Source organism: Enterococcus massiliensis (genome assembly GCF_001050095.1).
Taxonomy (GTDB): Bacteria; Bacillota; Bacilli; order Lactobacillales; family Enterococcaceae; genus Enterococcus_C; species Enterococcus_C songbeiensis.
On record NZ_CVRN01000006.1, the window covers coordinates 173,032 to 186,193 of the forward strand.

Annotated in this window: 12 protein-coding genes; 9 read left to right on the forward strand and 3 right to left on the reverse strand. The window is 40.6% G+C overall.

The features are described 5' to 3' along the window. The first annotated feature begins 91 nt into the window (after positions 1-91). The 3 genes from rlmN to BN1875_RS05595 all read left to right on the forward strand — a co-directional run bounded on the left by rlmN (position 92) and on the right by BN1875_RS05595 (position 3,988). The gene (gene rlmN, locus BN1875_RS05585) at positions 92-1,159 is read left to right on the forward strand and encodes a dual-specificity RNA methyltransferase RlmN (protein ID WP_048603866.1); all 1,068 of its coding nucleotides are present in this window, start codon (positions 92-94) and stop codon (positions 1,157-1,159) included. Between the two features lie 139 nt (positions 1,160-1,298). Further along, complete coding sequence (locus BN1875_RS05590; protein WP_048603867.1) at positions 1,299-1,850, forward strand: aminoglycoside 6'-N-acetyltransferase; 552 nt, start codon at positions 1,299-1,301, stop codon at positions 1,848-1,850. 470 nt (positions 1,851-2,320) lie between these two features. Continuing rightward, the gene (locus tag BN1875_RS05595; RefSeq protein ID WP_048603868.1) at positions 2,321-3,988 is read left to right on the forward strand and encodes a peptide ABC transporter substrate-binding protein; all 1,668 of its coding nucleotides are present in this window, start codon (positions 2,321-2,323) and stop codon (positions 3,986-3,988) included. Between the two features lie 79 nt (positions 3,989-4,067). On the opposite strand, the gene BN1875_RS05600 is transcribed toward BN1875_RS05595, so the two are convergent. Then, positions 4,068-4,412 (reverse strand): DUF3899 domain-containing protein, encoded by a 345-nt coding sequence (locus BN1875_RS05600; protein ID WP_048603869.1) that lies wholly within the window; start codon positions 4,410-4,412, stop codon positions 4,068-4,070. Positions 4,413-4,498: 86 nt separating this feature from the next. On the opposite strand from BN1875_RS05600, the gene opp3b reads away from it, so the two are divergent. From opp3b to BN1875_RS05625, 5 genes are all read left to right on the forward strand, one after another. Continuing rightward, complete coding sequence (opp3b, locus tag BN1875_RS05605; protein ID WP_048603870.1) at positions 4,499-5,440, forward strand: oligopeptide ABC transporter permease; 942 nt, start codon at positions 4,499-4,501, stop codon at positions 5,438-5,440. After that, a complete protein-coding gene (locus BN1875_RS05610) occupies positions 5,440-6,480 on the forward strand; it encodes an ABC transporter permease (RefSeq protein ID WP_048603871.1) in 1,041 nt (346 codons plus the stop codon). Before opp3b ends, BN1875_RS05610 begins: the two co-directional genes overlap by 1 nt. A gap of 5 nt (positions 6,481-6,485) precedes the next feature. Then, positions 6,486-7,532 (forward strand): ABC transporter ATP-binding protein, encoded by a 1,047-nt coding sequence (locus tag BN1875_RS05615; RefSeq protein ID WP_048603872.1) that lies wholly within the window; start codon positions 6,486-6,488, stop codon positions 7,530-7,532. Between the two features lie 72 nt (positions 7,533-7,604). Then, positions 7,605-8,558 (forward strand): ABC transporter ATP-binding protein, encoded by a 954-nt coding sequence (locus BN1875_RS05620; RefSeq protein ID WP_048603873.1) that lies wholly within the window; start codon positions 7,605-7,607, stop codon positions 8,556-8,558. A gap of 16 nt (positions 8,559-8,574) precedes the next feature. Beyond that, on the forward strand, positions 8,575-9,510 hold the full coding sequence (locus BN1875_RS05625; RefSeq protein WP_048603874.1) for an RNA-guided endonuclease InsQ/TnpB family protein: 936 nt from the start codon (positions 8,575-8,577) through the stop codon (positions 9,508-9,510). 165 nt (positions 9,511-9,675) lie between these two features. Here BN1875_RS05625 and BN1875_RS05630 read toward each other — a convergent pair whose 3' ends face one another. Further along, positions 9,676-10,506 carry an NUDIX hydrolase gene (locus BN1875_RS05630; RefSeq protein WP_048603875.1) on the reverse strand — a complete coding sequence of 277 codons (831 nt, stop codon included), beginning with the start codon at positions 10,504-10,506 and terminating at the stop codon, positions 9,676-9,678. A gap of 67 nt (positions 10,507-10,573) precedes the next feature. Then, positions 10,574-10,849: a hypothetical protein gene (locus BN1875_RS05635; RefSeq protein ID WP_048603876.1), complete on the reverse strand. Its 276-nt coding sequence runs from the start codon at positions 10,847-10,849 to the stop codon at positions 10,574-10,576. 170 nt (positions 10,850-11,019) lie between these two features. Here BN1875_RS05635 and metG point away from each other — a divergent pair, with 170 nt between their 5' ends. Then, positions 11,020-13,026, forward strand: coding sequence for a methionine--tRNA ligase (gene metG, locus BN1875_RS05640; RefSeq protein WP_048603877.1), 2,007 nt, complete (start codon positions 11,020-11,022; stop codon positions 13,024-13,026). The last annotated feature ends 136 nt before the right edge of the window (positions 13,027-13,162 follow it).

Here is a 13,162-nt window from a genome sequence, read left to right on the forward strand (position 1 = left end):
TCAAAGGAGTTTTTGTCGTTTTCGACCGGTTGCAATCACTGAGGGAATCGGGTATAGTATGTAGCGAAGTTCGTGAAATGAGGGACAATTTGTGAATAAACCATCAATCTATGGTCTGACAAAAGAAGAAGTGATCCAATGGCTGGAGGAAAATCAAGAAAAGAAATTCCGCGGCAATCAGTTATGGGAATGGCTCTATGAAAAACGCGTGATGGATTTCTCAGAAATGACGAATCTTTCTAAAGATTTGATTCAAAAACTGACGGATAATTTTATCATTAATCCATTAAATCAAACCATCGTTCAAGAAGCAAAAGACGGGACTGTCAAATACCTTTTTGAATTGCAAGACAAACACATGATCGAAACCGTGCTGATGCGACAAGAATACGGGATGTCTGTTTGTGTGACCACACAAGTTGGCTGCAATATCGGCTGTACGTTTTGTGCCAGTGGTCTGCTGAAAAAGCAACGAGATTTAACTGCTGGTGAAATCGTGGCGCAAGTCATGATGGTACAGCATTATTTTGATTTACAGGAATCAGAAAATCGAGTTTCTCATGTTGTTGTGATGGGAATCGGAGAACCTTTTGACAATTACGACAACGTAATGAAGTTCCTGCACATCATCAATGATGCGAAAGGCTTAGCAATCGGTGCACGGCATATCACAGTTTCTACCAGCGGTTTAGCACCAAAAATCAAAGAATTTGCTGAAAACGGGTTGCAGGTCAACTTGGCGATTTCACTTCATGCACCAAACAATGAAGTGCGGACTTCTATGATGCGGATCAATCGCAGTTTTCCAATTGAAAAATTGATGGAAGCCGTTGATTTCTATTTGGCAAAAACCAATCGTCGAATCACCTTTGAATACATCATGTTGCAAAATGTGAACGACCGACCAGATCATGCCCAACAATTAGCAAACTTGCTAAGAGACAAGAAAAAACTGGTTTACGTCAATCTGATTCCGTATAATCCAGTCAGTGAGCACGATCAGTATTCCCGCAGTAAAAAAGCGGACGTGCTGAAGTTTTATGACATTCTTAAAAAGAATGGGATCAACTGTGTTATTCGTAAGGAACATGGGACAGACATCGATGCTGCCTGCGGACAATTACGCAGCAAGCAGATGAAAAAAGAAGCTGCTGTATAACCCAAAGTCAATCTGAGCAATCCGCCCCTTTTCATGGGGTGGGATTGTTTTTTTTGTGCCTGCTGTTTTTTCAAAAAGCAAATCAGTAACATTTTTTTTGAATGACTGGTAGAATCGATAAGAACGGGAGGCGATTGCTTTGATTATTACAGAATTTGATCGAGAAGATGTGGTCATGCGGGATCAGTTGGCGGACCTGTTGAAAAAAACTTGGCCGGAGGAATATAGGGAGGAATCGCAGATCAACGCCTTGTTAGCAGAAGAACGTTTGGCAGTCGCGGCGCTGGAAGAGGACATGTTGATTGGCTTTATCGGCGCAATTCCACAATACGATCATACGGGATGGGAGCTGCATCCGTTAGTCGTTGGAGATGCCTATCGTCGACGAAAAATCGGTATGCGTTTGGTGGATTTCTTAGAAAAAGAAGTTGCTTCTCATGGTGGTATCACCATGTATCTGGGGACAGATGATGAAAATCATGCCACTTCATTGAGTGAGCTGGATTTGTATCAAGATACGTTTCAAGCCCTCAGTCAAATCAAAAATTTAAAAAATCATCCCTTTGAATTTTATGAAAAACAAGGCTATCAGATTGTGGGTGTTATTCCAGATGCCAATGGCTGGAACAAACCAGATATTTTAATGGCAAAACGAATTGCCGAACCGGAAAATGAAAATTCTCCCTCATAAAATCAAGGAAATGAAATTTGAAAAGAAATAGAGCTGTTTCTTATCTGACAGTTCTCAGAAAGTTACACTTACAATGAAAGTTATCTCATTTTTATTTGTTGATAAAAATAAGATTGAGTGAAAAAATCCTTTATCTGCTTTGCGGATAAAGGATTTTTTTGTTTTTTGAATTTAATTGAATTATGCCATGATTATCTAATTAAATGAGAAAAATTCTGAAATCCGGCGATTTTTTCAAAAAAAGTGAAATTATTTAAAAAGAAATCACTTGAATAAAGAAGTTGAGATATATCACCAATAATAGCGCTTTCTAAAGGTGTGTGAATTATCAGAATAATGATAATTTACTGTTTTTTTATGCGAAAATGATGAAATTGCTATTGCTTTTTTAATAATTATTAATTAAAATTCTATTCAACTTCAGAAGTTGCTAAATTTTCTGAAAATTACAAACTAAAGGGGTAACGCAAATGAAAAAGAAATCGTTATTGGGCATCGTAGCAGTCTGCGGTTTCGTTCTTGCTGGATGTTATGGTGGCGGCAAATCCACAGATGACAGTGCAGCAGCGGGCGATTCAGGCAAAGGAGGCAGTAAACAAGTTTTTAACTTGGTCGTACCACAAGAAATGCCTACCGCTGATTTATCAGTAGCTACTGACACAATTAGTTTTACCGCGTTGAACAATGTGTATGAAGGTCTTTACCGTATTGATGAAGACAATCAACCCATTCCTGCCGGTGCAACCGAACTGGCAGAAGTCAGCGAAGACGGTTTAACGTACAAAGTAAAATTGCGTGAAGACGCTAAATGGTCTAATGGCGAGAACGTTACCGCAGCAGATTACGTCTATGGCTGGCAACGGACAGTTGATCCCAAAACCGCCTCTGAATATGCGTATCTTTACGAACCTGTAAAAAATGCGGCAGAAATCACAGCCGGCAAGAAAGACCCATCTGAATTAGGAATCAAAGCTGTAAGTGACTATGAATTGGAAATCACTTTGGCAAAAACCACACCTTACTTTGATTACTTGTTGGCCTTTGCTTCTTTCTTCCCACAAAGCCAAGCGGTTGTAGAAGAAAACGGCAAAGAATATGCTTCTGCCAGTGACAAAGCAGTTTATAATGGTCCATTTACTTTAGAAGAATTTGATGGTCCGGGTTCTGATACGGATTGGGTTTACAAGAAGAACGATCATTATTGGGATAAAGATTCTGTAAAATTAGATCAAATCAACGTCAGTGTTGTGAAAGAATCCTCCACTAGCTTGAACCTATTTAAAGATGGTCAAGCAGATGACGTTATCTTGACTGGTGAATTAGCACAGCAAAATGCAAATGACGAAGCGTTCTATTCAGCAAAAGAAGCACGTACAACATATGCGGAATTCAATCAACGGGATGAAGATTCCCCATTCAACAATACGAACTTGAGAAAAGCGTTCTCTTATGCAATCGATCGTGATGCATTGGTGGACAAAGTCTTGGGTGACGGTTCTGTTGTTTCCACTAGTTTGATTCCGGTAGACTTGGCTAAAAATCCTGAAACTGGGAAAGACTTCACCGAAGATGCCGGCACATTAGTTTCCTTTGATGCTGACAAAGCCAAAGAATATTGGGAAAAAGCGAAAAAAGAATTAGGAATCGACTCCTTAGAATTCGAATTGATGGCTTCTGATGATGATTCATCGAAGAAAGTAATCGAATACCTACAAAATGTATGGGAAGAAACATTGGATGGTGTCAAAGTCACACCAACACCTGTACCGTTCTCTGTTCGATTGGATCGTTCAAATTCTGGTGATTTCGATGTCGTATTAGGTGGTTGGGCAGCTGATTATTCTGATCCAAGCAGCTTTACTGACTTGTTCGTAACGGGAAATTCATACAACCGTGGCCAATGGAGCAACGCGAAATACGATGCCGCTGTCAAAGAATCCTCTTCAACAAATGCGGGAGATCCAGCAAAACGTTGGCAAAATATGCTGGATGCAAACCAAATCATCATGGATGAAATGGGCGTACTTCCAGTTTATCAAAAAGCAGAAGGACACTTGGTTAATCCGAAAATCAAAGGAATCGTTCACCACGGTGCCGGCGCTTCATGGGATTACAAATGGACTTATGTAGAAGAATAAAAGTAAGAGTTTGAACTTGAAAAAAAGTCGGGACATTAATCAACGATCGATTAATGCCCCGGACTTTGTTTTGTTCAACCTATAAATAATGGATTAAAAGCAGGAGAATGGAAAGTCCAATTAAACTCCCTGCGATAATCAGCCAAAAACGATAGGCATGAGCGCCGACTTGTGAAAGCGGCATGAAGTTAGATTTTTTCTTTTGTCTTCTTCCAAAGGCTTCATGCATCGAGCGTTGAAAGGTGTCGAAGAAGCCAGAAGAAAAAACCCATAACAAACTGCCGACAATCAAAAAAGGCAGTCCCACTAAAAAGAGAGAATCAGAAAGCTGGATAAGCGTAAAACTTTTTTGAAGAAAATGCCACAATAAGATGGCGGCGATTCCTAAAAGGGATAGAATATAGGGGAAGTTGCGTTTATTCATAAATGGGCTCCTTAAAGTTTATTCTTATATAATGTAGCGAAACCAGCAAAGAAAGTCAAAGACAAGAAAGAGTAGGGGGAAAAATAGTGAACAGTTTTATTAAATACTTTCTAAAACGTCTGCTTTTCGGTGTGATCACCTTGTGGCTGATTGCAACAGTAACTTTTTTCTTAATGAAATTACTGCCGGGCACACCGTATACCAATGCGGAACGGTTAAGCCCTGAGACCATCGAGTTGCTGAATAAGCAAGTTGGTTTAGACAAACCAGTATTGGTTCAATATGGCATTTATTTACAAAATTTGGTGCAATTTGATTTTGGTATTTCCTTCCAATTTAAAAATCAACCGGTTGCCGCTTTATTGGCTAATCGAATTGGACCTTCCTTGCAATTAGGGATGCAGGCCATCATCTTTGGAACATTGTTCGGTATTATTTTAGGAACGATTTCAGCAATGAAACAAAATTCCTGGGCAGATACGTTAGCAACCCTAGTGGCAATTTTAGGTCGTTCGATTCCAAACTTCGTATTTGCAGTTTTATTACAATATGTGTTTGCAATTCAGTTGCATATGTTGCCAATCGCAAAATGGGAAGGCTTTGCCTATACGATTTTACCAACCATCGCGTTAGCCATGTCGCCATTAGCCGATTCTGCCCGCTTTATTCGAACAGAAATGGTGGAAGTTATGCACAGTGACTTCGTCGAATTGGCTCGCGCGAAAGGGCTGGGGCGTTGGGAAATTGCCTTCAAGCATGGCTTGCGGAATAGTTTAATTCCATTACTGACATTATTAGGACCTTTGGCAGTTGGTTTGATGACTGGTTCTTTGGTTGTTGAAAACATCTTTGCTATTCCGGGAATCGGAGAACAATTTGTAAAATCGATCACCACGAATGATTACCCAACGATTATGGCAGTTACACTAATGTATTCTGGTATGTTGATCGTAGTCATTTTAATCGTCGATATTTTATATGGCATCGTTGATCCACGGATCCGCGTTTCAGAAGGGAGCAGAGGCTGATGGAAGTATCAAAAAACTACTCGGAAATCGCAAAAATTCCCGCAACAGACTTTGAATTGTTGCAAAAAGATACCGTAAAAGAACGGGAAGCAATCGCGGCTCCTTCATTGACCTTTTTACAGGATTCATGGCGGCGTTTGAGAAAAAACAAAGCGGCTGTTTTCTCCATGTCGTTACTTGGCATCATTATTCTGATCGCTTTTGTAACAATTTTTGTTTCTCCCCACAATCCGACGAAGCAAAATGTGAGCTATATTAATTTGCCCCCTCGAATTCCGGGAATCGATATTGATGGTTTGAACGGAAAAGCAATGGTGGGCGGAGAATTAGTCGACAAATATGCGCAAGCGAAAGTACCGGACAATGTAAATTTCTTTTTTGGTACAGATGGTTTAGGTCGGGACGTTTTGAGTCGCTTATTCATGGGAACACGAATTTCATTGTTGATTGCTTTTGTAGCGGCAATGTTTGATATCGTGATTGGTGTCAGCTACGGTTTGATTTCTGGATTAAAAGGCGGCACTACAGACAACTTGATGCAACGTTTCCTTGAAGTCCTTTCCGGGATTCCCAATCTGGTTGTAATGATTTTGATGCTGGTTATGTTCAAACCGGGGTTCATGTCGATTGTAGCGGCAATGGCAATCACCAACTGGATTCCTATGGCGCGGATTGTACGGGCACAGACCATGAAGCTGAAGGATCAGGAATTTGTTTTAGCAGCAAAAACACTGGGAGAAAGCAATGTCAAAATTGCCTTTAAACATATTCTGCCTAATATTTCCAGCGTGATCATCGTTCAGATGATGTTCAGTATTCCGACAGCGATTTTCTTTGAAGCTTTCCTAAGTTTTATCGGTTTAGGTTTGACACCACCTTCAGCTTCTCTAGGAATGATGCTGAGTGATGGCTACAAAACCTTCCAATATTTACCTTATCTATTATGGATTCCGGCAGTGACACTGTCTGTGATCATGATTGGTTTTAACCTGTTGGCTGATGGCTTGCGGGATGCCTTTGATCCGAAAATGAAGGAGTGAGGACTATGAAAAAAGCACTAGAAGTAAAAGATTTAGAAATTTCATTTGATACTTACGCCGGAAAAGTTCGGGCGATTCGTAACGTCAGTTTTGATTTGAATGAAGGAGAGACCTTAGCAATCGTTGGAGAATCCGGTAGCGGCAAGTCCGTGACAACACGGACGATCATGCGCTTGTTGGCAAGCAACGCCAACATTGATAATGGGTCGATCTTATTTGAAGGAGAAGACTTGGTGCATAAGTCTGAAAAGGAAATGCAAAAAATCCGCGGAAAAGAAATCGCAATGATTTTTCAAGATCCAATGACTTCTCTTGATCCGACCATGACAATCGGTAAACAAGTGGCAGAGTCTTTGCGTATCCACAACAAAGTATCGAAAAAAGAAGCGATGGCTTCAGCGCTGGAACTATTGAAACTTGTCGGAATTCCAGATGCAGAAAAACGGTTAAAGAATTATCCCCACCAATTCTCCGGTGGACAACGCCAACGGATTGTGATTGCCATTGCACTGATTTGTTACCCGAAAGTTCTGATTGCCGATGAGCCAACTACAGCACTAGATGTAACGATTCAGGCCCAAATTTTAGAATTATTGAAGGATATCCAACAAAAAATCAATACCTCAATTATTTTTATCACCCATGACCTTGGTGTCGTGGCAAATGTGGCTGATCGGGTGGCAGTTATGTATGGGGGAAGAATCATTGAAGTTGGAACAGCAGAAGAAATCTTTTATAATCCGCAACATCCGTATACATGGGGACTTTTAGGTTCCATGCCAACGTTGGAAGGAACCGGCGATCGATTGTATGCCATTCCCGGTTCTCCGCCAGATTTATTGAAGCCGCCAACAGGGGATGCGTTTTATCCTCGGAACGAATATGCGTTGAAAATTGATACCCAGCAAGCGCCACCATTTTTTGAGGTATCACCGACCCATAAAGCGGCAACATGGCTTTTGGCACCACAAGCACCAAAAGTAGTGCCGCCAAAAGAAATCCAAATTCGTTGGGAAAAATTCCGTTCCAAGCAAGCCAATGAAACAGCTTAAGCCGTCATTCCAATCATCTAATGGAACAAAGAAAATTAAGGACATTAAATAGAAATAAAGGAGGGAAGCCCGGTGAAAAAAGTCTTATTAAAAGTGGACGGCCTGAAACAATATTTTAACGTTGGTCGCAAAGACGAAGTAAAAGCCGTTGATGATATCAGCTTCCATATTTATGAAGGAGAAACGTTTGGTTTGGTGGGTGAATCTGGTAGTGGAAAATCAACGACTGGACGCACAATCATTCGACTGAACGAACCTACAGGTGGTGAAGTTGATTTTGACGGTGTGGATGTCACTAAAATCAAAGGCAAAGCGGCGTTGAAAGAATTTCGTCGAGACGTGCAGATGATTTTCCAAGATCCCTATGCTTCACTGAATCCTCGGATGAAGGTTCGCGATATCATTGCAGAAGGAATCGACATCAATGGGTTGGCAGCCTCTGACACGGAACGAAATAACCGCGTAGATGAACTATTGAAGATTGTGGGCTTAAATCCCAGTCACGGTACCCGTTACCCCCATGAATTTTCTGGCGGGCAACGGCAACGGATCGGCATTGCTCGGGCGTTAGCTGTCAAACCCAAATTCATTATCTGTGACGAACCTATTTCGGCCTTGGACGTATCAATCCAAGCCCAAGTGGTAAATCTGCTGCAGGATTTGCAAGCAGAACAAAATTTGACCTATCTGTTTATCGCCCATGATTTATCCATGGTGAAACACATTAGTGATCGAATTGGCGTGATGCACCATGGCAAATTATTGGAAGTCGGTACGAGCGATGCGATCTACCATCACGGTGTCCATCCTTATACAGAAAGTCTATTATCTGCGATTCCATTGCCTGATCCTGAGTATGAACGCACTCGCACACGAATCAAATATCAGTCAGAACCAGAGGATGGACGGGTTCGTGGAATGCATGAGATCGAAGAGGGACACTACATTTATTGTACAGAAGACGAAATCGTCTTCTACCAAAAGAAATTACAGAAAAAGAAAGAAGGCAGTTCTGTCGCAAGTTAAAGGGGTGTTTGGATAGATGTGCGTTTTAAAAGCTTATAAATTTCGACTCTACCCAACGGAAGAACAGCGACAATTTTTTATTGAAACTTTTGGCTGTGTTCGCTTTACTTATAACATGCTATTAAAGCAGCGGCATATTGAGCAGCCCGCCGGAAAATTAACGCCGGCTAAATTAAAAGAAGACTTTCCTTTTTTAAAGAAGACCGATAGCCTTGCCTTGGCAAATGCTCAGATGAATTTGGAGCGAGCCTTTCGTAATTATTATGAGGGGCGTGCCGGCTATCCTAAGCTGAAAACCAAAAGAAGCGTTTGGCAGTCGTATCGAACAAATAATCAGCAGCACACGATTTATTTTCAGGAAGGAAAACTAAAGCTCCCTAAGCTAAAAACCTTGATTCCTGTCAATATCCATCGAAGGGTCTACGGTCATATCAAGTCTGCCACCATTTCTGCTAAAAATGGTCAGGAATTTTATGTGTCGATCCTCTGCGAAGAAAAAATCGAACCACTGCCTCAAACCAATCAAGTCATCCAGCTGCACTTTTCACCGGAAACACTGGTTGAATCCTCTGAGCTTTCCTTTGATGTTCCTATTTTCTTATCAGAAAATGATCAGATTCGTTTGAAAAAAGCAGAGAAGAAATTGGCTACTCGGGCAAAGGCTGCTCAGAAGCGAAAGGTCCATTTGTCTGATGCAAAGAATTATCAAAAGCAAAAACACAAAGTTGCCACTCTTTATACTCGTTATTATGATCGAAAAAAAGCCTATCTTGATGAATTATCGATTGGCATTATTCGGCAATATGATGTGATTCACGTGACTAATCTTTGTCAGATGGAAGAAAAAGGCCTTTTTAGCGAATCAGACTGGCTGCACTTTATCCAAAAAATAAAGTACAAAAGCACGTGGTATGGCAAAACAATGCTCCTCAGTGAAGGACCAAGCAGTTGAAGAAAAGAAAGTAAGAACTGGAAGGGGCTCCAGGGATCGCCTAGGCCATAGAAAAAATTTGCAAAAATTTTTGTTTCTAGGAATCATTGCTCACTAATTATGATAAACCAAAAACAAACCCAGCGTTCCAAGGCTGAAAAGCCAATGGATGACGCTGGGTTTCTTTTATCCCTCTTCAGGAATAATCGATTCTTTTAGACGATAAATTTTGGAAGGACGACCAATTCCCACCGGACGTTCACCAATTTCATCAAAATATTGCAGCATTGCTTTTTTAAAGTTGGAATGGTCAATGGTTTTGAAATCCATACCTAAAAATTTAGCAAAAACTTTCCGTGCTTCGGTGATGGTGAAAGAATCTCCCAAAACTTGCAGCACAAGGGGTTCATGCTCCATTTTGTTTGCAATCCGGTTGAAGGCCTTCAAGATAATCTCGCTGTGGTCAAAAGCCAGTGTATCACGACCATAAGAGGTTCCGGTTTGCAGATCCAAGATAATCTCGACATCTCCGTTAGTCAAATGGATATTGTTGCGTTTGCGTTCCAACGTAAACCAACGGACTTCTGCGGCATCGTCACCGGCACTCAAAGGCTCTTCTCCAATGAAAGCCAAATAGCTGACGGTCACCACCCAACCACGAGGGTCACGGTCTGGTCGACTGAAGGTGTGCAGTTGTTCGATATTATGATTGGAAATCACCACGCCGGTTTCTTCTTTGGTTTCTCGAATGACGCTTTCGCCAGTCGATTCATTTGCTTCGACAAAGCCCCCCGGCAAAGCCCATGAGTTTTTATACGGATGACTTTTTCGTTGAATCAACAAGGTTTTGATCTGATCTTCTTCCTTGTTGTAACACATCAATACCATATCTACCGTTAAGGCAGGTTTTTCATATTCTGGCTGTTCTTGCTGCTTGTACCAGCGAAGAAACTCTTCTTCGCTTGCCTGTTGTTCAAAATATATTTTTTCTTCAGCTTTGGAAGAAAAGTGTTTCATAAATGGCACCTCGCTTGTTTTGATTGCTCATTCTTATTGTAGCACGCATAGAAAAAAAACAAACCGTTCAGCGAAAAATAAATGGCAAAATCAAGTTAAAGAGAAAAAATGCCAAATAAAAAGGAATCGCTTTTTTCACTTGTTCCCGCAAGCTGAGAAAGCCACCGATACCGATAGCTCCCAAAAAAAGAACTCGGAGAATCTGTGTGAGTGTGACAAAGCCCTGCACACCTTGATGAAGATTAAAGTAGCCGTAGAGTCGCTGATAAAAAGTACAAAAAATCAGGTGGAGAATAGAAAAAATCAGAATGCCAATAAGAAAATTTCGATGTTTTTTTGTCATAGACAACTTCCTTTGTTTTGATCTTTTTTTATTATACCAAATATCCAGCGGCATGCAGGGAACAAAGGGGAAAGAATTCGCAATTTGGCGGAAAATTCTTAAACAAAACCTAATTTATGGTATACTATCAAAGAACATATTCACAGTAGTGAGAAGGAGGAAACACGCCCGTGGCTGAAAAAGATACTTTTTATATTACGACGCCGATTTACTATCCAAGTGGCAAATTACACATTGGAAACTCTTATACAACGATTGCCTGTGATGCAGTTGCTCGGTATAAGCGTTTAATGGGCTTTGATGTATTTTATTTAACAGGGGTCGACGAACACGGCCAAAAAATCGAAAAAAAATCTGAGGAATTAGGGGTCAAACCACAAGAATACGTGGATAAAATGGCTGCCGATATTCAAAAATTATGGAAAACCCTTGATATCAGCTATGATAAATTTATCCGCACGACGGATGATTACCACCAAAAAGCAGTTCAAAAGATTTTTGACCAGTTATTGGAACAAGGGGACATTTATCTTGGAGAATACGAAGGCTGGTACTCTGTATCAGATGAAGAATTTTTCACTGAAACCCAATTGGCTGAAGTTTATCGAGACGAAGAAGGCAACGTAATCGGCGGAAAAGCGCCAAGTGGACATGAAGTAGAATTAGTCAAAGAAGAATCCTATTTCTTCCGTATGAGCAAATATGCAGATCGTTTACTGGCCTATTATGACGAACACCCAGAATTCATTCAACCAGAATCCCGCAAGAATGAAATGATCAATAATTTTATCAAACCTGGATTAGAAGATTTAGCCGTTTCTCGGACGACCTTTACATGGGGAATCCCGGTAAAATCTGATCCACGACATATCGTTTATGTATGGATCGATGCGTTATCCAACTATATTACAGCCTTGGGCTACGGCTCGGATGACGATAGCCTGTTCCAAAAATATTGGCCGGCAGATGTGCATATGGTCGGAAAAGAAATTGTGCGTTTCCACACGATTTATTGGCCAATCATGCTAATGGCATTAGACTTGCCATTGCCAAAGAAAATTTACGGTCATGGCTGGTTATTGATGAAAGACGGCAAAATGTCGAAATCAAAAGGTAACGTTGTCTATCCTGAAATGTTGGTAGAACGCTACGGACTTGATGCATTACGTTATTATCTTTTACGGGCAGTTCCTTTTGGCAGTGATGGCGTGTTTACCCCTGAAGATTTTGTTTCCCGGGTAAATTATGATTTGGCAAATGATTTAGGAAATCTTCTAAACCGAACGATTGCCATGATTAACAAATATTGTGAAGGCACTGTGCCGGATTATGCATCAAAAGTGACGGCATTTGATAGTGAATTATCGACAACTGCCGCTAACGTGATCGGACGTTACCACCAAGCAATGGAAAAAATGGAATTCAATACAGCTTTAAGCGAGGTTTGGACGTTGATTTCCAGAGCCAATAAATACATTGATGAAACACAACCTTGGATTCTTGCAAAAGATGAAGAAAAACGCGGAGAGTTAAACAGTGTGATGGTCCATTTAGCAGAAAGCTTACGGATCGTTGCGATTTTATTGCAACCAATCATGACAGAAACACCGGCGAAAATCTTTGAACAACTGGGACTAGATGTGGAAGCAATGAATTTGCAAGAACTGCATTTTGGCGAATTCCCAAGTGGAACCAAAGTCGTAGGTAAAGGAACGCCGATTTTCCCTCGTCTTGATATCGAGACGGAAGTAGAATTTATTCAGAAAAAAATGTCTGAAGGTGTTCAAACCGAGGAAGCCACTGTGAAATGGAACCCTGAAGAAACTGAACTGGTTTCAACCAAAAAAGAAATCAAATACGATGATTTTGACAAAATCGAATTAAAAGTTGCAGAAGTCATTGACTGTCAAAAAGTCAAAGGTGCAGATAAGCTACTGCAATTCCGTTTAAATGCCGGAGATAAACAAGATCGTCAAATTCTATCGGGAATCGCTGAATTTTATAGTGATCCAGCTGCCTTGATCGGTAAAAAGGTCGTGATCGTTGCCAACTTGAAACCACGAAAAATGCGAGGACAAGTCAGCCAAGGTATGATTTTATCCGCCGAAGATGAAGCAGGGAATTTAGCAATCGTCGAAGCACCAAAAGGGATGCCTAACGGAGCGATTATTGCGTAAATATAACAAAGATTAAACAGTCTGATTTATTTCAGACTGTTTTTTTTGTTTATAAAATGGACATAAAAATAAAAGTTTTATCGTTTTTAATAATTATATTGACCTTATATGAAATTATTGATAGCCTTTTCAATAG